This is a genomic window from Vreelandella halophila (genome assembly GCF_009856365.1).
Lineage (GTDB): Bacteria > Pseudomonadota > Gammaproteobacteria > Pseudomonadales > Oleiphilaceae > Halospina > Halospina utahensis_B.
The window spans coordinates 56,265-75,685 of the sequence record NZ_WMEX01000003.1 but is presented as its reverse complement, the minus strand read 5'-3'; the positions used below and the strand labels follow the sequence as shown (position 1 = coordinate 75,685).

Annotated in this window: 20 protein-coding genes; 7 read left to right on the top strand and 13 right to left on the bottom strand. The window is 62.1% G+C overall.

Annotated elements, in window-relative coordinates; genetic code table 11:
- Window positions 1–53: 53 nt before the first annotated feature.
- From GLW01_RS05935 to GLW01_RS05925, 3 genes are read right to left on the bottom strand one after another with little or no spacing between them, the layout of a single operon-like run.
- The gene (locus GLW01_RS05935; RefSeq protein ID WP_202405598.1) at window positions 54–1,169 is read right to left on the bottom strand and encodes a lipocalin-like domain-containing protein; all 1,116 of its coding nucleotides are present in this window, start codon (window positions 1,167–1,169) and stop codon (window positions 54–56) included.
- Window positions 1,166–3,418, bottom strand: coding sequence for an FtsX-like permease family protein (locus tag GLW01_RS05930; RefSeq protein WP_160898502.1), 2,253 nt, complete (start codon window positions 3,416–3,418; stop codon window positions 1,166–1,168). Before GLW01_RS05930 ends, GLW01_RS05935 begins: the two co-directional genes overlap by 4 nt.
- A 6-nt stretch (window positions 3,419–3,424) precedes the next feature.
- Window positions 3,425–4,093, bottom strand: coding sequence for an ABC transporter ATP-binding protein (locus GLW01_RS05925; protein WP_160898501.1), 669 nt, complete (start codon window positions 4,091–4,093; stop codon window positions 3,425–3,427).
- 352 nt (window positions 4,094–4,445) lie between these two features.
- Here GLW01_RS05925 and GLW01_RS05920 point away from each other — a divergent pair, with 352 nt between their 5' ends.
- On the top strand, window positions 4,446–4,841 hold the full coding sequence (locus tag GLW01_RS05920) for a DUF4149 domain-containing protein (RefSeq protein ID WP_160898500.1): 396 nt from the start codon (window positions 4,446–4,448) through the stop codon (window positions 4,839–4,841).
- Window positions 4,842–4,911: 70 nt separating this feature from the next.
- On the opposite strand, the gene GLW01_RS05915 is transcribed toward GLW01_RS05920, so the two are convergent.
- Together GLW01_RS05915 and GLW01_RS05910 are read right to left on the bottom strand one after the other, a co-directional pair.
- Entirely contained in the window at window positions 4,912–5,658 is a 747-nt protein-coding gene (locus GLW01_RS05915) for a ParA family protein (RefSeq protein WP_160898499.1), read from the bottom strand.
- 235 nt (window positions 5,659–5,893) lie between these two features.
- The gene (locus GLW01_RS05910) at window positions 5,894–6,433 is read right to left on the bottom strand and encodes a hypothetical protein (RefSeq protein WP_160898498.1); all 540 of its coding nucleotides are present in this window, start codon (window positions 6,431–6,433) and stop codon (window positions 5,894–5,896) included.
- A gap of 131 nt (window positions 6,434–6,564) precedes the next feature.
- Here GLW01_RS05910 and GLW01_RS05905 point away from each other — a divergent pair, with 131 nt between their 5' ends.
- Both GLW01_RS05905 and GLW01_RS05900 read left to right on the top strand, forming a co-directional pair.
- Window positions 6,565–7,389, top strand: a complete 825-nt coding sequence (locus GLW01_RS05905) for a hypothetical protein (RefSeq protein WP_160898497.1) — start codon at window positions 6,565–6,567, stop codon at window positions 7,387–7,389.
- On the top strand, window positions 7,376–8,494 hold the full coding sequence (locus GLW01_RS05900) for a hypothetical protein (protein WP_160898496.1): 1,119 nt from the start codon (window positions 7,376–7,378) through the stop codon (window positions 8,492–8,494). The genes GLW01_RS05905 and GLW01_RS05900 overlap by 14 nt, the downstream gene beginning before the upstream one ends.
- Before the next feature lie 25 nt (window positions 8,495–8,519).
- Here GLW01_RS05900 and GLW01_RS05895 read toward each other — a convergent pair whose 3' ends face one another.
- A complete protein-coding gene (locus GLW01_RS05895) occupies window positions 8,520–9,719 on the bottom strand; it encodes a DcaP family trimeric outer membrane transporter (protein ID WP_160898495.1) in 1,200 nt (399 codons plus the stop codon).
- 186 nt (window positions 9,720–9,905) lie between these two features.
- Here GLW01_RS05895 and GLW01_RS05890 point away from each other — a divergent pair, with 186 nt between their 5' ends.
- Window positions 9,906–10,577, top strand: a complete 672-nt coding sequence (locus GLW01_RS05890) for a glutathione S-transferase (protein ID WP_151441599.1) — start codon at window positions 9,906–9,908, stop codon at window positions 10,575–10,577.
- Here GLW01_RS05890 and nudE read toward each other — a convergent pair.
- Window positions 10,565–11,128, bottom strand: a complete 564-nt coding sequence (nudE, locus tag GLW01_RS05885) for an ADP compounds hydrolase NudE (RefSeq protein WP_160898494.1) — start codon at window positions 11,126–11,128, stop codon at window positions 10,565–10,567. The two genes, GLW01_RS05890 and nudE, sit on opposite strands and share 13 nt — an antisense overlap.
- A gap of 70 nt (window positions 11,129–11,198) precedes the next feature.
- On the opposite strand from nudE, the gene GLW01_RS05880 reads away from it, so the two are divergent.
- On the top strand, window positions 11,199–11,882 hold the full coding sequence (locus tag GLW01_RS05880) for a 6-phosphogluconolactonase (protein WP_160898493.1): 684 nt from the start codon (window positions 11,199–11,201) through the stop codon (window positions 11,880–11,882).
- A gap of 1 nt (window position 11,883) precedes the next feature.
- Complete coding sequence (gene eda, locus GLW01_RS05875) at window positions 11,884–12,537, top strand: bifunctional 4-hydroxy-2-oxoglutarate aldolase/2-dehydro-3-deoxy-phosphogluconate aldolase (RefSeq protein ID WP_202405597.1); 654 nt, start codon at window positions 11,884–11,886, stop codon at window positions 12,535–12,537.
- Here the strand turns inward: eda and GLW01_RS05870 are convergent, their stop codons facing one another.
- From GLW01_RS05870 to GLW01_RS05860, 3 genes are all read right to left on the bottom strand, one after another.
- Entirely contained in the window at window positions 12,538–12,978 is a 441-nt protein-coding gene (locus GLW01_RS05870; RefSeq protein ID WP_160840013.1) for a VOC family protein, read from the bottom strand.
- Between the two features lie 35 nt (window positions 12,979–13,013).
- On the bottom strand, window positions 13,014–13,364 hold the full coding sequence (locus GLW01_RS05865) for a hypothetical protein (protein ID WP_095617789.1): 351 nt from the start codon (window positions 13,362–13,364) through the stop codon (window positions 13,014–13,016).
- Window positions 13,365–13,538: 174 nt separating this feature from the next.
- Window positions 13,539–14,039, bottom strand: a complete 501-nt coding sequence (locus GLW01_RS05860; RefSeq protein ID WP_160898491.1) for a GNAT family N-acetyltransferase — start codon at window positions 14,037–14,039, stop codon at window positions 13,539–13,541.
- Here GLW01_RS05860 and GLW01_RS05855 point away from each other — a divergent pair.
- Entirely contained in the window at window positions 14,025–14,594 is a 570-nt protein-coding gene (locus tag GLW01_RS05855) for a fibronectin type III domain-containing protein (RefSeq protein WP_160898490.1), read from the top strand. The genes GLW01_RS05860 and GLW01_RS05855 overlap by 15 nt on opposite strands.
- Before the next feature lie 6 nt (window positions 14,595–14,600).
- On the opposite strand, the gene GLW01_RS05850 is transcribed toward GLW01_RS05855, so the two are convergent.
- From GLW01_RS05850 to GLW01_RS05840, 3 genes are read right to left on the bottom strand one after another with little or no spacing between them, the layout of a single operon-like run.
- Window positions 14,601–17,225, bottom strand: coding sequence for a CHASE2 domain-containing protein (locus tag GLW01_RS05850; RefSeq protein ID WP_202405596.1), 2,625 nt, complete (start codon window positions 17,223–17,225; stop codon window positions 14,601–14,603).
- Window positions 17,222–18,682, bottom strand: a complete 1,461-nt coding sequence (locus tag GLW01_RS05845) for a FecR domain-containing protein (RefSeq protein ID WP_160898489.1) — start codon at window positions 18,680–18,682, stop codon at window positions 17,222–17,224. Before GLW01_RS05845 ends, GLW01_RS05850 begins: the two co-directional genes overlap by 4 nt.
- 17 nt (window positions 18,683–18,699) lie before the next feature.
- Window positions 18,700–19,401, bottom strand: a complete 702-nt coding sequence (locus tag GLW01_RS05840) for a response regulator transcription factor (protein WP_151441607.1) — start codon at window positions 19,399–19,401, stop codon at window positions 18,700–18,702.
- Window positions 19,402–19,421: the final 20 nt, after the last annotated feature.

The following is a 19,421-nucleotide window of genomic DNA, read 5'->3' as shown; positions in this document are numbered from 1 at the left end:
CTGGGACGGTTGGCTGACTGACTTGAAGGCAGAATCGGTGTTGATGACGGCGCCTAGGGGGCCTGGTCGGCATAGCCAGTCAGTTCCATGTAGCCCTTTCCATCGTGGGATCCGCTGACAGCGACGGGGCTTTCCCAATAGGAGACAAGACCGGCATTCCAGTGCTCGCCTGGTGAGGCCTTAACGCGAAGGTCGACTCCCCGCCCGGAAACTCGCAGCTGCCAGACCACCGGGACGCGTCCTCTGGCCGATTCTTTCCACGCGGTAGGGCTCAGTGTCAGGTCGTCTTCCTGCAGTGACTCGACATCACCGTCAGCATTGACCCAGCTCCCGGACGAAAACGTGCTGTCTCCCTCCCGCAGGCGAAAAGCCATCAGCTTCTGGCCGTCCTCCAGGTGAAGTCCAAACCAGTCCCAACCCTGTTGGCCCGCTTTGAGAAACTGGCTGCTCCACTCACGATCAAACCAGCCCTTGCCTGACACCGCCTGGGTTCGACCGGCAACCGTCACGGTTCCCGTAACGTTCAGATGCGCAAGGCTGAAATACATCGAGCCCTCACCACTCGATGATTTTGCGCTGAAACCGCCATCCCCGTGGGCAGTGATGTTACCGGTGTTCGATAGCGTCAGGTCGTAATCCCAGTTATCGCCCTGGACCTGTAGATGCCAGGCATCGGATTCTGATATCGGCGCCAGTTCCCAGTCATCCAACCAAACCCTGAATGGGTCAGCGCTGGCTCCCGCGTGGCCGATGTCACCTCGAGCCACTTTCTCCTCGAACCAGTGATCGCCATTGAAAGATATTGCTCCGTGAGCCATCCAGGCTGAGTCCATGGGCCAGGTCGCGGGAGAGGGAGGCGCTTTCGCCGCGGGCCGGGGCTGCAGCGCCTGGCGGAACTGGGTCCATTGAACGCCCAGGGGCCTTCCTTCTGGCGTCGTCAGGTTGGCTGTGAAGTACCACCATTCAATGCGGTGTTGCGGGTGTGGCCCCCAGTCATCCGGAAAGACGAGGCGAGTGCCGGGCTTCGGTTGCAGGAATGCAGAGGCCTCTGCCTGTCCGCCCGATTCGGCCAGGCCCGCAAAGCCGCTTTCGCCTGATGGGTCGTCACAGCCGCTCAGGCCGGCTCCCAGTGCGCTCAATCCCACCACGACAGCCATTCGTATCCTCATGGTCGTTCTCCATTGGCATCGCGTTCCAGTTGTCTGCGCATCAGATGGGCCACGAGAAGGCCGGCTGCTCCCGCCATCAAACCCAGTTCCAACCAGAAAACGGGGTACAGATCCATGGGCAATGACCACCCGAACGCCAGTGGATTGATGCGGTTGACGAGCACCCAGGTGAGCCAGATGCCTAAAGGAAGCGCAGCAGCGGTAATGGTCAGGGTCAGTCTCACCGACAGCAAGCGGAGCTGGCGTCGCACCTGATGCCCCTGCAATCCCCACACCCCCAGTAAGCGGAAGTACCAGACCCGGGTTGTGAAGAACACCCAGATCATGATGAGCAGGGCAACCGCTGCAAGCACGAGGGTCAGCGCGCTGATGGCGCGCGTGAGCAGAAACGTCTGGTCAAAAATCTGGGAGGCGAGCTCCCGGATACTGGCATTATCCCGAACCTGGAGATCGGGCGCTCCCCAGGTATCCGCAAGCCGATCGTGGATCACGTCCCTTGAAAGCTCGCCCTTGTTAACCGAGAAGCTTTCGCTGCGTGGGGTGAACGCCGCCGGCAGTGTGTCGGCGTGCAACAGCACCTCTGCAACAGGGCGACCATAGTCTGCATAGATGCCGACAACATTGGTACGCATCCGGGTCCCCGCGATCGTCAGTTCCAGAGGGCTGCCCACCTCGACATCATGGCGTCGGGCCAGTTGTTCGTTAACCATGACAGCGCCGCTCGCGAGCTCCCGCCAGGGGCGTTCAGCGCTGCTCAATAGCGCCCAGTCCGACACCAGGTCGGTGATTGGGGTAAGGGCCATAAGGTCCGCTGTCAATGGATCAGCCCCTGTACCGGCCTCCTCCGGGCGGACCTGAGCCTTGCCGTGAGCCACCAGGTGCCACGTGCCCAGCCCCTCAAGCGCATTCAGTCGCCGGGCTGCTGTAGCGGAGTCGCCCCCCTGAGGTACCTCGATGTAGAAGTCGGCCGCCAGGCGCTGGCCCAACCATTGCTCAAAGGTGCTCTCGAAAGTGGTCACCAGGGCGTGGACGGCTAACACGGCCGCTATTGAGAACTGAAGCGCCACCACGGGAAGTGCCAGCTGGCGGAACATGACTGACAGCTCCCGCGCCCGCCACCGCCGCAGCGGATCGGCCACGGATGCCGTTGCACCTGAACGGACCGACCGTCTCTCTTCGACAGCGGCCAGGAGCGGGGGCGTTAGCAAGCCAACGCCGGCAAAAACAAGGGCTGTCCCGGCAAAAACCCAGACGAGTTCCGTTGCCAGAACAACGCCCAAAGCGCCAGCCAACAGGAGGGCGCCACCCCCCAATCGCGCATACGCCGAAACCATGGCGGGCTGGCGGGGCTGCGGGAACACCCATTCAAGCAGACAGACAGTGAGTACCAGCGCCACCATAACGACGGCAGCGCGCCACGGAAGGGATCCGAAGCTCTCGGCGTAGAGCGTGAGATCAAACAGACTGCCCAGCGCCTGGCCAAAGCCCGTTCCGAGCGCTTCAGCAAGACTGGCGCCCAGCCAGAGTCCGGGTGGCACACCAACAGCCGTGAGCACCACCAGCTCGAGCACCAAAAGCTGCCGGATTCGCCGGGGCAGCACACCAAAGCGGTATAGAAGCTCAAAACTGGCCTCGCGCTGGACCAGGCCCAGGCGGTAGACGCTTCGTATCAGCAGGCCGGTGATCAGCAGTACCAGCAGGGAGAGCGCATCAAGGTTCAGCAGGAAACTATCGGCCAGTTCGCCCGTCGGCGGTGCGAGTGAGAACGCACGCAGCGCATAGCCTTGCGGCAGTTCAATATCGTCGCGGGGAGCAATCAGGTAAAGCTGGCTGTCATAGCCTTCCTGGGACACCCTTAGTGCGTCTCCGATGTCCATGAAGGGCATCCCATCGAGACTGGCTGCATCCTGGATAGGCGCAGACCGGCCAAAACAGGCCATGCTCATTGGGTCGACGCCGATCACCTGACCCTCTGGAGCCGGACGTTTCACTTCAAGCCAGGGGGCAACACAGACACCGGTTTTCCGCAGCCTGACAAAATCTTCGACACCCACAGGCTGGCCGTCCGTTCTCACGATGTGAGCACGCGCTGCCACCGTTTCTTCACTTTGGGCAAGGCTGCTCCGTGCCTGGTCCGTCAGAACGGTAACGCCGGTCCACAGCATGGTCGCCAGCACAATCATCAGCATCAGAGCTGCAAGCTGGAACGGATGGCGTTGGTAGTGGCTGAGGAAGGCGCGGATCAGCATAAAGGCTCAGCCCGCGGCGCTGAGATCAAGTACCCGGCCGCAGCACGCGGCCAGTTCCGAGTCGTGAGTGGCCAGCACCAGGGCGCAGCCGGTCTCCACCTGCACATTGAATAGAGACTCGGCCACCTCATCCGCAGTATGCCGGTCCAGGCTTCCCGTGGGTTCGTCCGCCAGGATCAGTGATGGCGACATGGCAAAGACCATAGCCAAAGCTGCCCGCTGAGCCTGGCCGCCGGAGACCCGGTCCGGATAGCGATCAGCCTGGTCCCCAACCCCGAGGCGCTGAAGCCACCAGCGTTCGTCCTGCTTGTGGCGTCCGGCCAGGTGGGTCCGCAGGCGCACATTATCCACCAGTGACAGCGCAGGCATGAGGTTGGCTTGCTGAAACACGACACCAATGAGCTGCCGCCGCAACTCGGCCCAACGAGCAATACTGACTGCATCGCTCGCGTTTCCGAACGACTCGTTGTCGATTGCGATGACACCGTCATCCGGTGTCTGTAGCCCGCATAACAGGTTCAGAAGCGTGCTTTTACCGGACCCTGAGCGCCCCACCACTGCCAGTGATTCTCCCGGAGCAACGCTGAAGGTCAGGTTGTTGATCACCGGCACCCGTTGCCCGGCACTGACGAACGCCAGATTCAGCCTTTCAACGGCTAGCAAAGTGCCCGACATAACCGCCCCCATTGACAGTGGTTGAGGCTAATTGCGCCTGAAACAGCCTTTATGTGCATACGTTGCCCGGTCCCTGCTTGGTCTTTGTGGACTGACACACGATCAAACCAAAAGGTCATGAGGGCGCAAAATGCCCGGACGCCGTTAGCCGGCTAACCGCACTGACTCATGGTTTAGTGAACCCGGCTTCTGAAATCAATGAGCCTTGCGCCGCGATGCGTCGTAAAACCGAATTGCAAGCAACGCCCAACCCCTATGAGGATGGCATTGGGCGTATAACCAGCGTGCACGTTTGCCCCCGGGGGTTGGTCTGCGCCGGGTGACGGTTATTGGCTCGTGGAGCGACTTCATCATGATTGAAACGACTGCTTTGCTCCTAACCGCCTTTCTGTTCGGTGGGATGGCGCTTTTCTCGGCCGGTTTCGCCGGCGCGCTGTTCAAGTCCCTGCCGCCTGATACGGCGGGAAGGGTCCTGCGTGAGACATTCCCGGGCTTCTATCTTTTCGTCATTGTCGTCGCCCTGGTCAGCGCCGGACTGACGTTGCCCCTGGATTCTGTTGCCGCCTTTGCCCTCGGACTGATTGCGTTGACCACGGTCCCGGCGCGACAGCTTCTGATGCCCGCCATTAATAACGCCCGCGATCAGGGAAAGAACAGGCGCTTCACGGCACTGCACTCACTCTCTGTCGGGCTGACCCTGGGGCATATTGTCCTCGCCGGTTGGGTGATGACGCGTTTCACGGCATGAAGGCGTATGAGCAGAGGCCGCCTTAGTGGACACCTCCGGAACTGCCAGGTGGTTCCCTTTGGCAAGGGGGTTACAGCTTCAGGCTACTCCGAATTTCCTGCCACAGATCCCGGTAGGCCCGGGCGGCTTTGCTGCGCCGATCCATGAGTTCCAGAGGCTCTCTGGCTTCTCCCATCCGCTCTATTGCACTTGCGTTCGGGATCACGGTGTTCAGTGCCGTTGGCAGGGTTTTGGTAGGGTTCTCCGTCAAGTTTCTGTGCAGGGTTTTCCGGCGGTCAACCATGGAGAAAAAAGGCCTCAGGCGTTTGGGTTTGACCTTCTGCTCTTTCGCAAAACCTTTGATCTGATCCCAGCTCTGCAGTGAGAGCTTGGATGGGATGATAGGGACATAGATCGCATTCGCAGTGCCGATAACCTGTTCGGCGAGTTCGGAAAGCGATGGTGGGCAATCAAGGATAACCACGGCCGTTTCCTCGGACAGGGATTTGAGCCATTGTTTGAGTTCGTTGCCAGAGCCGGACTGATTGAGTTTGATATCGAAGCTGCGAGCGCTGCGATGAGCTGGAATCAACTCAAGCTTGGGGTAGGGGGTTGAGCGGATGTAATCGCCAATAGGGGATTTGCCTTTGATAAGAGGGCCGATTTTCCGTGCAGATTGTGGGTTGGCCTCAGACAGGAACCACGTCGCCGCGCCCTGAGGGTCAAGATCCCATACAAGGGTCTGTATGCCCTCCTGGCTGGCAAGATAGGCGATATTCACAGCTGCCGACGTTTTGCCGACACCGCCTTTGACGTTATGAAATGCGATGATCTGCATGGATTCTCATATTTCGGGTTGAAGTTTTCGGCGTATTCTAGGATTGAATCGCTCGCTCTTTATTTCAATCTGATGACAATACGCCGTTCAAGCTCGGAAGACTGCTGCCATCCGGCACGTCCGGGGGGCTGGTCACGATTAACGTGGATCACTTGGTGGGTAGTTGGGGGGCGATAGGATTCTGGTGGAAACCGGCGCCCCGACCAATTCCTCCCTGAATCGGCTTATCCCTTCTTCAGAACAGATGAAGCTTCCCGTCTTCCTCCACGAAGGGATTATTGAAGGCCGATGTCTCTTTCTGGAGCTGCGCTTCCGGATGCCTCTGGGCCATCAGTTCCCGCATGCGCTGTTCGTCCTTTTTCCGGACATCTACCATGACCAGGTGCTGGCCGTTCTCGATGGCGTCGTGAAACCGGCGGATCCGGTAATTCTCCGCGCCGATCCCGCCGAAACCCGCAAGAAAGGCGCCGGCCGCCACCATGAACAGGAACAGGGCGATCCAGGCGGCTGCGGGCATGGTGAATGCCTGGGTCCACTGTGCCGTCGCAATGAAAGCCAGGGCGAACAGGCCGCCGACTATCGCGCCGCGTTCCGTGTAACGGGCCAGGTCAGTGCGGTCAAAAAGGCTGGCACTGTGCAGTTTACGGGTGAAAAGGCCTGCTTCGTCCCGGCTGAGGATATGGAACCGCCAGTCCGTTATGCCTTCCTGATGCAGATCCTCGGAAATGGCTTCCACGCTGTCCATCTGGTCGACAAGATAGAAAAGGCGTTTCATAGGGCACCTCCTGTTCATTCAGGGTTGAACAGGCTCCGAGACCGCTGTGCTTCGGGGTCTGTTCTTACAAGGTACGACCTGATCAGAAAGTGTTCAAGCAGTATGATTGGCTGCTGTGCCAGAATGAACCCATGACAATGACTCCGCGCTTACCTGTGAACGCTCCTGCAGAGCAGTCCCGTCTCATTGGGCACGCGGCCATGCTGCTGTTGTGGGTCGCCGCGCTCTGGCTGTTCATGCTGCAGGGGCGGGTGCTGGCAACCGGCTGGGTGGTTGCGATCTGGGTGGTTGTTTCGCTCGTCATGCTCCGGGGCCTGTTCCGGCGGGCACGGATCAGGCGAAGGGCCTGGCGCAGTGCCTATCTCTACCCGGAAAGCCCATGGAACCGGCGTCTGCGCGGCGGTGTGTGCCTGTTCATCATCCAGCTGGGCAAAGCGGGCGTACTGGCCGCGATTCTGCTTCTGACAGCGGTCCGGATCGGGGAGGAGCCGGAGATCTGGCGGTTGATGCTGGTGGCGGTATTGCTGTTCGTGCTGGTGCGCGCCATCGCGGATCGGGTGTTCTGGCGTGATGCCTCACCGGTTTACCGCCCGGAGCTGTTAGCGCGGGTGGGTCAGTGGGGTACCGGCGTTGTCATGGTTCTGTGTCTGATGCTATGGGCGCTCGTGCAGCCTCAGCCGGATTTCCGGGAGGCGACCCTGGAGCAGGCGCTCTGGCACGTTACCGACCGTGAAGCGGCCGCGAGCGTGGTCGTGGAGAAAGGCACGCAGTGGGTTGCGGCCTGGCAGGGCGCGGAGCAGTGGCTGGCGCAGCAGGTTACGGCCCTGGATCAGCCTTACTGGTTCAGGGCAGGGGTATGGGTTTCCGTGCTGGTGCGCCAGAGCCTGTTCGTAATGGCTCTGCTGGTGCTGTTCAACGGTGTCCTGGCGGGGAGGCTGCGCGATGGCGGGGCGTGAGCACTTGAAAGGGTTGGGGGTGGTTCTCGTCGGTGCGTTGCTGGTGGCCGGCTGGTACGGCGCCGGCGCATTCCATCAGCGGGAAGCGCCCAGAGAGGCACGTCTGCATCTGGTGCTTGATGGCAGCCACTATCGGGTGCCGCAATCCCGCCTGCCGGCACTTCAGGCGCGTTCGGGGATCTGGTTCCGCCAGGGGGGTGCCCTCGCACGGGAGGGGCTGGAGGAGCGTCTCGAACGGGGTATGGTCCGGCTCTTCGAACCTGTCGAGAAGCAGGTCCCGGCGTTTCTGGACTGGTACTACAGCCTCGGGGGTGAATACACCCGCCTGAGTGGATGGGCGCTGGAGAAAATGGGCTTTGAAGGCAGGGCGCTGGTGGTCGGCAGAACCGAGGAACTGTTGTTTGAGGAGACGGATTTCCGTTCGCGTCTGGTGGTGCTGGAGCGTGGGCTTGCAACGGATGCGGGCCGCTATGCGGAGCGGACCCGGACGGGGTGGCGCCGTATGATGCAGGCCGCCCTGGCGGACTATAAGGTGCCCCCGCCCCTCAACCACGCCAGGGAGAATGATCCGCGTGCACTGGATCTGGATGGGCTGTCGTCAGGGGTCATGGCGGATGAGCGCAGCAGGCTGAAGAACCGCCTCGCCCTGAGCGGTGCAGGGGGGATTGCGACGGGGGCGCTGGTGTGGCGGGCGGCAACACGCGCGGCGGTGGCCTCCGGAGGCCGCGCTGCAGCAGCCCGGGGTGCGGGCAGGGTCGCCTCAAGGGCCGGATCAGCGGCGCTGGCGGGACTGGGTATCTGCGGAGCGACCGGGCCGCTGGCGGTAGGCTGTGGCCTTGTTGCGGGTACCGCTGCCTGGATCAGTATCGATTGGGCCATGATCGAGGCGGACGAGTGGGCGAATCGGGACAGGCTGGAACAGCGTTTAAGGGAAGGGCTTAATGGCGTGCGTGATGATCTGAGGCGCCAGCTCTCCCGGGCACTTTCTGAACGGTTGGAGCAGCTGAATGGCCGCCACAGACTCCGAATCCGCAGGACGCTGACCCCACTGGATACCATAAAAAAGGCCGCCACACAGGGTGGCGGCCAAACGGAGCACGGATGATGATCCGCAGGATAACGGGTCCGGATCAGAACCCGAGCTTGGCGGTGAACTGCAGCCTGTGCAGCTCACCGTTGCTGCCATTTTCCAGCTCTTTGTCACCCCAGATTACTTCGCCGCCAAGATCCAGATTGGAGATTGGCGAATAGATCAGGTTGGCGTGAGTGCTGGTGTAGCTCTTCGCAGCCGTGCCAAGTGTGGCGTCAGGGTTGTCGGCACTTGCGTGAGAGACTGTAAGGTTGGAGCGCCACTGAGGGGTCCAGATGTGGCGATAGGACACATGTCCACTGACTTGGTCGACCAGCTCGACGTCGCCGTCGGCCTCGATTTGTGCAGCCTGGAACCCGTTGAGTGCGATGTAGCGGCCAAGCGCGTTACCGGCATTGAGTTGCGCGCGGATATCGCTGCCGTTATCTCCAACGGGGAACTTACCCGCGAGTGATACCGCATAGCCATAAGCGCTTTCACGGCTATCATCACCGTTGTTTAGTGATGCGTCGCGGTAGGCTATTTCTCTACCCATGACAGCGACACTTGCGCTTCCGTTATCGATGGGAGCGTTATAACGTGCTACCAGATCTGGCATGCGGTTCTGATCAAATTCTGACTCGCTAGCGGTGCTTACCGGGGCAGTAGTTGATTGCGGGTTCTCAATCGCGAAATCCCAGTTGCCGGGGCTGTAGCGAATCTGTGTCTGGCGAACAAATACAGTGCCGACAGGGCCCACGAAATCAAGGTTTTCAGGCAGTGAGCTCACATTGAAAAACGTCGACCAAGTCTGGCCGATGGTGAAATCCTGGAAGGTCATGAAGGCATGCCTCAGGCGAGGGCTGTAGCTGCTGGAGACATCCTCGTCGATGTCAGAGCCGAGAAAGTCGATTTCAACATAAGTGCCAACATTGCCAATATCAGTCTCAGTGTCGGTACTGAAAAAGATCCGGCTCTGGCGGGCGTTCATGTTGTAGTTATAGCTACTGTTTGTTGCGTTATCTGTGGGAATTGCGCCAGGAACAAGGAAATTCTCAAATCCATATTCACCCGATGCGCTGTCAGTGGCTCGTGTGACGTGGGAATCCATTTTTACAAACCCACCAACATCAAAATTCGTATTCGCCAGCGGCGTGTTCTCCAGTGCGGAAACCCGCTCCTCGAGATCCTGAGCCTGGACACCGCTGGAGGCGGCGCCGATGGCAATCGCGAGGGCAGTCACTGAGAGTTTTTTGTTCATTGTGATTTCTCCTTTTAGACAGAGCTTGAGCACGGCTCATTCCGGAACGACTGCTGTCTTCCGTTAAGAATGAGCCTGCGTGGCGTACGGGGTTGCCGCAATTAGACGTTGGTCGAAATCCATTGATCCGTGGCCGCACGCCCTGCGTAGTGAATCGGTACACCCGTCTCAACGCAGGAAGCACCCATGATCACACTGCACCACCTCAACAACTCGAGGTCCCAGCGCATTCTCTGGATGCTGGAGGAGCTGGGTATGGACTACCGCATCCAGCATCACCAGCGGGACCCGAAATCCAGCCTGGCACCGGAAAGTCTCAAACGGGTCCATTCCCTTGGAAAGTCCCCGGTCATTGAGGACGAAGGGCGGGTGATTGCCGAATCCGGCGCCATCGTGGATTACCTGGCCCGCAAGGACCCGGAGCGGCGTCTGCTGGTGGAAGAAGGGGATGAGGGATTTCTGGACTGGACCTTCTGGATGCATTACGCGGAAGGGTCACTCATGCCGCCACTGGTCATGCGGCTGGTGTTCGAGAAGGTCCGCACCGGGCCCATGCCGTTCTTCGCGCGGCCCGTAGCCAAAGGCATTGCCGACAAGACCCATAAGATGTTCCTGGGTCCGCTCATCGCCTCCCACCTGGATTTTGTGGAGGACCATCTGGCGCGCGAGGACTGGTTTGTGGATGGGCGCCTTACAGCGGCGGACATCCAGATGAGCTTCCCGCTGGAAGCGGTGGTGGCTTCCGGGATGGCGGGGCGGCGTTACCCCAACATTGCCCGTTACGTGCAGAACTACCAGCAGCGCCCGGCCTACCGGCGCGCCCTGGAGGCCGGCGGCGAGTACGCCTACGCCTCCTGAACCGGCCTACCGCCCTGTTTCAGATCCCGGGCCATGTACAGGGCGGCGATCACCCGGGCCTCGTTCATGTCCTCCCGGGCCACGAGCTCGTCCAGTTGTGAGAGCTTCCAGGTGAAGACTTCCAGCGGTTCCGGTTCGTCGCCCGGGAGGCTGGACTCGCTCAGCCCCTCGGCGAGTATTACCCGGATGTGATGGCCCATGTAGCCCGGTGACAGGGTCATGTCCTTCATCCAGGCAAGGTGTTCCGCCCGGTATCCGGCTTCCTCCTGGAGCTCCCGGTTGGCGGTCTCGCGCCAGTCCTCGCCATGTTCGGTACCGCCCTTGGGCAGGGTGATGTGGTATTCCTCGGTTCCCACTCCGTATTCACGGATCAGCACCACGGTGTCGTCGTCCAGAAGCGGTACGCACATGATGCCGGCGATCGGCGGGGTGCGCAGGCGTTCGAACTCGCATTCGGTGCCGTTGGTGAAACGCAGGTGCACTTCCTCGATCCCGAACAGTCGGCTGCGGGCGACCAGTCGTGTGTCCAGTATCTCGGGCTTGTTTTCCATGGTTTCAGGGCCTGTTCTGTGAGACGGTAAGGCCAACAGTCTGGCTGGAATGGCAGCAGGGCGCAAAACCATGAATGGCAACCGGTATACTCCAGAGTGGCACCTGTTCAGCGACAGGGAAGCTCAGGCCCAGGCGCTGGCGGATCATGTGGCCAGTGCCCTGGGCCGGGTACTGGCCCGGAGCGAGGCGGTCACCCTCCTGGTCTCGGGAGGGCGTTCACCGGTCCAGTTCTTTGAATGCCTGGCTGACTGTGCCCTGGATTGGGAGGGGGTGTGGGTGATGCCGGTGGACGAACGGGCCAGTCCGCCGGAGCCGGAATCCCGCAATGAATGGCTGATCCGCCGAAGTCTCCTGACCGGCAAGGCCACCCGTGCCCGCTTTGTGCCCCTGGATCAGCCCCTGGAGGCCCGGGCCCTGATGGACCGCGTGCCATGGCCACCGGTTGTGGCGGTTCTGGGCATGGGCGAGGATGGGCACAGTGCCTCCTGGTTTCCGGGGGATGCGGCATCACTTGAGGCCCTCCGGAACACGGCCGGGCCCGCGGTGGTGGCGACCCATGCCGCGAGCGGGCCGGTTGAACGGCTCACCCTGAACTGGCCGGCCCTGGCACAGGCCACGGAGCGGATGCTGCTGATTTCCGGGGATGCCAAGCGGGCGCTGCTGGAACGGATTGAGGCAAGCGACCTGGATTGGCAGGCATACCCTGTGGCCCGTCTGCTTTCGGCCCCTCTGAGCGTTTACTGGAGCCCCTGATATGCACAGCGACTTTGGCTGCCATCACCAGCACGATCTTGAGCACTGGCTGCGCCGTGCCCGGGTGGTGCCAATACTGACCCTGGACGAGGAAACCGACGCGGAACCGGTAGCCGACGCGCTGATCAGCGGTGGCATCCGCGTTCTGGAAGTCACACTTCGGACATCCGCCGGCCTGCCGGCGCTCCAGCGCCTGCGCAGGCGCTTCCCGAAACTGGTGCTGGCGGCTGGGACGGTGCGCTCCATCGAGGATTATCACAGTGCCATTGATGCGGGGGCCGATTTTGCCGTCTCCCCCGGAGCCTCGCACACCCTCCTGCGGTATGGTGTTACGGCCAGCATTCCGTTGCTGCCGGGTGTCGCAACCCCGACGGAACTGCTGAAAGGGTTTGAGTTCGGCTATCGCGGGTTCAAGTTCTTTCCGGCGGCGGCCAGTGGAGGTCTACCCATGGTGCGCTCCCTTCTGGGGCCTTTTGCTGAGGCCTGGCTGGTGCCAACCGGCGGTATCAGCGGGGAGGATGCCAGGACCTGGTTGCGGGAGCCGAATGTGGCCGCGGTTGGCGGTACCTGGCTGGTGCCGGAGGAACGGATCTGGGCCCGGGACTGGCCCGGGCTCGAACAGCTTGCGGCGGATACCCTCAGGGACCTGGACTGATCACCAGGTACCGGTGTTCTCCATCGAGGCCCAGGGTTCCTGGGGCTCCAGTGCGTCCCCTTTCTGCAGCAGCTCAATGGAGATGCCGTCCGGCGAGCGCACGAATGCCATGCGACCATCCCGGGGTGGGCGGTTGATGGTGACACCGTTGTCCTGCAGGTGCTGGCACAGCTCGTAGATGTTTTCCACGCGGTAGGCCAGATGCCCGAAGTTGCGGCCGCCAGTGTATTCTTCCGGATCCCAGTTCCAGGTCAGCTCCAGCATGGGCGATTTATTGGCGTGTGCGGAATCACGGTCGCCCGGTGCGCACAGGAACACCAGTGTGAACCGGCCTTTCTCGCTGTCCCGGCGGCTGACCTCTTCCATGCCGAGCAGGTTGCAGTAGAAGTGCAGGGACTGCTCAAGGTCACTGACTCGGACCATGGTGTGCAGGTATTCCATGGGGTGCCTCCTGTTGTGGAACGTGACAGGCGGGGTCAGTCGGAACCGTCCCCGTTGCGGTTGGGATTGTGGATGTAATGGGAGGCGTCGACAATGCCGCCGCTGCGTAGATACTCCTGAACGGCAGGGGAGCAGTTCAGATAGAACAGCAGCAGCTCGCGCTGGATATCCTGATCCTGAACCCGGGAGGCGAAATGGATCATGTCCCGGATACTGTCGTCACTGTTCCAGGGGAATTTCCGCTGGTAGCGCAGTTCCAGCAGTTTGCTCAGGCGCTCCAGGTGGTAGTCACCGGTGTAGGTCAGATGATCACGCAGCCGGAACCCGTTGTTGCCGGATTTTTCCGATTGCCGTCTGCTTCGTCGCCAGAGAGATCTGAGCAGCACCCTGTATCGCCTCCCCTGTGCCTGCCGGCCTGCGCGGTTAGGATCAACCGCCATTATGCCTTTGCGGCCGCAGCATCCAATACATCATGTTACGTCTGTTTACAAACTCTAGTTCATTTTGTGCCCGACGTGTGAAGGGGCGCACGCATTTGCCTTAAAGGACTGTGCACTCAGTCAAGGTCGCTGGTCGGAGTGGCGGTGCAGCGGCTTGTGCATCAGGGTGCGCATCAGGGTAACGCCCCTGGTGCCGCGGATCTGCTCACGCCGTACCGGCTCGAAGCCAAGGCTGCGAAAGAGGGGCAGGGAGACGTCGCTTGCCCGCGTGCTCAGGGTGGCAATGCCGCTCTGGCGGGCAACGGTCTCGAGTTGGGTAACAAGGGTTTTTCCTATTCCCTGCCTCTGCCAGCTGTCGTCCACATACAGCATGTTCACCAGGTGCGCCGGGCAGAGCTGGGCAAACCCCACGGAGCTGCCGTCGGCCAGCGCTACCACGGTCAGCCCCTGCCGCAGCTGTGCATCCGCGCCCGCCGCATCCACCGCCCACTGGGTCCAGGCATGGCGCTGTGCCGCTGAATAGAAACCGTCATCCACCGAGGCGATGCTGCGTCTGTAGAGGCTCAGAAGCGGGGTGGTGTCCGCTTCCGGAAGCAGGCGCTGGTAGTGGATCGCGTTCATGGGGCTGACCTCAGTGCTGTCTCCGGCAACGTACCAAAACACATCTGGATTAAACACACTTTTACAAAGTTGGCGGGTAGCCTTGGCACTGAAATGTCAACAAACCGGTGCAAAAAGATGTCATATCCCGCCAGAAAATTGGTTATCCGTGCGGCCAGCAGCCTGATCCTTGGTCTGGTTCTGGCCGGTTGCCAGGGAGGTGGCGGTTCCGACTCCGGATCGGAGGGCAGTGAAGCTGATCGCAGCAGTAATCAGGATAGCACCCAGGAAACGGCTAGTGTGAAGCCGGACAGTGCGGTGCTGAGCTGGGATGCACCAGGTTATCGGGTGAATGGTGATGGTCTTCCGGACGGTCAGATTTCCCATTATGTGGTGCTTTGGGGGCAGGACCCGGAACAGCTCAACAACAGCACGGAAGTGACCTGCAAGGACTGTCAGGATATGGAGTACACAGTGGAAGACCTGAACGAAGGCAAATGGTACTTCTCTGTAAAAACAGTGGACTCCGAGGGCCGTGAGAGCGTCCGGGCTGAGCCGGCCAGCAAAACCATCTGACGCACCTCAGTCCACCAGGGGCAGATACAGCCGGAAGGTGGCCCCGCGCCCCAGGGTGCTGACCAGATCCACAGTGCCGCCATGACGCTCGGCCACGGTCTGGACAAAGGCCAGACCCAGGCCCGCCCCGTGCGGGCCGCCCATCTCCTGGTCCTGCTGGCGACGGAACCGCTGGAACACCAGGGGCTGGTCCTCGGGGGCAATGCCTGGCCCCTGATCCGCCACCGCCACAATGCCATAGCCTCCGGCTTTCTCCACTGTGACCGCGACTTCCGTGGATTCAGGGCTGTACTGCAGGGCATTGGTCAGCAGGTTGATCACGGCCCGCTCCAGCAGTTCCGCATTGCCCTGCAGCCACAGATCCTCTTCCCCTTCCAGTTCGATCCGGATTCCCCGGCTGCGGGCCTGCTGCTGGACGGCATCCACCGCGTTCTCGGCAATGGTCAGCAGTTCGCATTCATAGAAGCGTTTCTCTGTGAGGTCCTCGGCCCGGGCCAGCTGAACAAATTCTTCCGCGAGTTCATAGCTGCGCCGGGCCAGGCGAGCGATCTGGCCCAATGTCTCCGGGTCCGCATGACGGTTCTCGCGCTGGAGCTGATCCAGCAGCGCCAGCTGCGAGACCAGGGGGGAGCGCATGTCGTGGGAGATGAAATCAATCGCTTCGCGATACTGGCGCTGGCGCTCACGCAGATCGGTGATGTCCGAGAAGTTGGCAATCAGGCCGGGCTGGCGCCAGGGGCTCCGGCCGAAGGGCGTCAGGTGAAACAGCAGGGTCTGCTGCCCGAGTGGCAGCTCCGCCGTGAGGGGCGTGCCGCCAGTGAGTACCGACAGGACGGCGTCGCGCCAGTTCCGGGTTCCGGGTGGCGGGGTCGTGTAGGGTACCGAACCCGCCAGAAGCCGGGCCAGTGGCATGCCCTGAAGGCTCTCGCGAGGGGTGCCGAACCACGCCGCAATGTGCCCGTTAACGAACTCGATCACACCCAGGGCGTCGGTCACAATGACCCCATCCGGCATACGCTCGAATCCTGTGCCGATGAACCGGCGCATGCCGGCCAGGTTGAGCGCTGCGGAATGAACGCGCTGGATACGGCGTGACAGTCGTTCACGGCTGGTTTTGATGGCGGCGGACGCGGTTCCGGCGTGCAGGGGCAGGCGGTTCAGATAGGCGCGCCGTGCATCGTCCGTACCGCTCGTGGGCCAGACCAGGCCCAGCTCATGCCAGGCACCGTTGCGGTGGAAGCGGACACGGCTGGTGGTGGCCTCGTGCTGCCACTTACCGGGTTGCTGGAACTGGTGGGTGGTCACGGGAGGCTGCCCCCGTACCGCTTGCCCCTCGGTAACAAGCCAGCCATCCCGTGCGCCCAGCAGTTCCTCCAGATGTTCCAGAAGGCGTGCTGGTGCTGTATCCGCAAGCTCGCTGGTGGGCACATCACGCTCATGGCCGAGTGCGTCCAGCTGGCGGTTGAGGAAATGGGTGAGCAGCGCCAGGCGCTCCGCCGTCCAGAGGGGAAAGGCGAGTGCCGCCACCACTGCCGGCGCCGCAGGGGGCATCCAGAGCTGGAGCCAGCGCATGGCGAGGGCACTGAGCAGCAGGGGCAGAGCGGTCAGGCCGAGGCTGAGCAGCAGTGTGCGCGTTGGCCGCATGCGCGGAAACGCCAGTGTGATCAGCAGGATGATAGCGATGCCGGTAGCGGCCACAGGCCACAGCGATCCCGGATGGATCAGCCGGTCCCTGGCCATGGCGGCATAGGCGTTGGCGTGGAACTCCACCCCGGTCAGGGGGTTGCCGCGCCCGGACAGGGGCGTGGGCAGCACATCGCCAAAGCCGGCGGCGGTGTGGCCTACAAAAAGCGTGCGGCCGGCAAGCCGGGAATCCGGTACCCGGCCTTTCAGTACGTCAATATAGGAAAAGCGCGGAATCGCTCCGGTCCGGGTGAAGGGAACATGGACCCGGTGGCTGCGTACGTTCACGTAGGGCGCCGCCTGTTCCGTCGCCGCAGGTGCCCGGCGCTGGATTCCGGCCTGCATGGCCACGGCATCGGCGAGGCTGGGCCAGGTGGCCTCTCCCAGTCCCTGGCGCCGGAACAGAGTGCGGGCGATGCCATCGTCGTCCAGTTCCGCATGCACATGGCCCAGGGCCGCTGCTGCCCGGGTCAGTCGGGCAGTCGGCAGGAATTCCCGCAACGGCGTTTCACTGTCTCCCGGGAAGATATGCAGGGGCAGAATCACGTTGCCGTGGCGTTCCATGGCCTCGGCCAGGAGCCGGTCGTCGTGACCATTTTGCGAGGGCTCGGTAAACAGTATATCCAGTGCGATGGGTCCGGCACCCGCCTCATCCAACCGATTGATCAGGCTGGCATGGCGGTGGCGGGGCCAGGGCCAGCGGCCCAGGGCTTCGAGGCTCTTCTCATCAATGGCGACAATGGCCAGGTCGTCCGGAGGTGTGACCGGCATCAGGCGGATGAAGGTGTCGTGCAGCCAGAAGTCCAGCCGCTGGGTGGCGGAGGTACTGAGCAGCAGAACCAGCACGGCGAGCAGGGGCAGGGCGAGATGCCAGCGTGCCAGACGGCGGGAGGGCAGCAGCTCGGCGGTTTCCATAATACGGAAGATCCCTTCCGGTTCGTGGTTCATTCCACGGCGATTTCGCGAACCTCTCCCCAGTCACTGTGCATGGGTGGTGGAGCCAGGCCCTTTACGCGCACATGATAGCGCTCTCCGGGGTCCAGGCGCATCCGGATTTCGGGTTCACTGACCTCCCGGTCCTGCACGATGCGCTCAAACTCACGGTCTTCGGCGATCTGAATGCGGTACCCATCGGCACTGTCAACGCTCTGCCAGTACAGGTTGACGCGGTCGTCGATGGTATTGGCGCTGATGACACGGGTAGCGTCCAGGCTGCCGGCAAGCCTGAAACAGTTCACCGGGCTGGTCGCCGTGCTATCGCCGCCGGCGCGTGTTGCCACCCGCCAGCAATACTGGCCCGGCTCCAGTGGTTCATTCACGCGTGCGCTGTCACCGGTTTCCCAGGTACTGGTGGCGATGGTTTCCTCGAATGCGGCCGAGCGTGCCACTTCGACACGGGCCTGCTCGGAGTCGCCCTGGAGAGACCACTCGAATTCCGGTTGCCCCTGTTTCACGGTGGCGTCCTGGGCGGGGGTCTGCAGCGTTGCCGGCCGAGCCTGCAGGGGGACCTCGGATTCAAGGCCGTCCGCGTTCGAGGCGAGCTGTGATGTGGGTGGCAGGGGCCGGATCACCGGCTCTGAGCCGGGTCCGGGCGAAAGGAAGGCGGAATAGCCTTCGCGGATCGGTTGCATGTCCTGGCGGGTACCGAACCAGACCTCGCCCTCGCGCACCTCCAGCAGGGTGCCGTCCTCGCGGGTTTCGAGGCCGAAACGGGTGCCACGCACGGCGGCCACGGCGGAAGGCGTATGGATCTCGAACCGCGAACCGTTCTCTTCCGTGGGTTCCACATGCGTTTCGATGCGGCCCTGCTTCAGGTTCATGCGGGTATCGGCCATGGCACCACGGCCATACTGGGTCAGGCGGTTGAACTGCAGGCGGGAGTCCGGCTCGATGGCCAGAGTGGAGCCGTCCGCCAGCCTGATGCGGGCATAGCCATCACTGGCGGTGCGTACGCCATCACCGACGTTCAGGCGGTCGCCTTCGTCCAGCAGATCCCGGGTGCCTTCCGGGTGACTGGTCCGCCAGGCCTGGCCACGCACGGCAATTGCCCTGGCCGGTCTGGGGCGGCGTTCCAGCCACTGAACGGGCACCTGGAGCGTGTTGCCGGGCTCCAGCGCTGCATCCCGTGCCCGGCTGTTGTAACCCATGAGCTGGCCGGCACTGCGGTTTTCAGAGAGGAGGCGGTCGGCGATGGCGGCTGGGGTGTCATCGGGTTTGATGGTGTAGGTCCAGTCGCCATCGGAATCCGCGGGGGCCGGTGCCAGGGTGAGCTCCGCGTTGGCGGAACCGCGCGCGACATCGCCGCTGGCCGGCATGGCGCAGAGCACCATTGCGGCCATCACGAAGGGCCACAGACGGATTGGTCCGCGTGCTACTGAACTGGTTGCGACTGCCTGCTGCCCCATGGAACTCCAACCCGCCTTCAGGCGCTTTCGGCCTCCTGGTCCACCGCTTCCAGCCGGTAACCGCGCTGGTAGATGGTCTTGATGCGGTAGCCGTTCTCCGGCTTGATGCCCAGCCGCCGTCTCAGGCGGCTCATGTGTGTGTCCACGGTCCGTGTATTGATGTCGCTGGATACGCCCCAGACCCGCTCAAGGAGCATTTCCCGGGTGAGCAGGCGGCCCTGGTTCTGGAACAGGAACAGGGTCAGGTCGAAATCCTTGTCCGTCAGTTCGATCAGTTCACCGTGGCAGTGGATGGTGCGTTTGGTGGTGTTGATCACGAAGGGCCCGAAGACCAGCTCCTCCTTCTCCACTTCCGGATGAACCCGGCGCAGCAGCGCCCGAACCCGTGCCAGCAGCTCGCCCGGGCGCAGCGGTTTGGCCAGGTAGTCATCGGCACCGGCGTCCAGGGCCTGGATGATGTCCTGTTCGCTGTCGCGCTGGGTCACGAACAGTACCGGTATGGGCCAATCCAGGTTGAGCCGGACTTGGCGCAGGACCTCGATCCCGTCGATGTCGGGAATCTGCCAGTCGAGAATCAGCAGGTCGTAACTTTTGTGGGTGACGGCACTGAGAAACGCCTGGCCGGTCGGGAAGCAGTCGCACTGTTTCCCGTCTTTTTCCAGCAGCTCCGCGATGCGGTCCGCCTGTTCCTGCTCATCCTCCAGAAGTGCAATGCGCATTGGGCCCTCCGGGTTCCTTC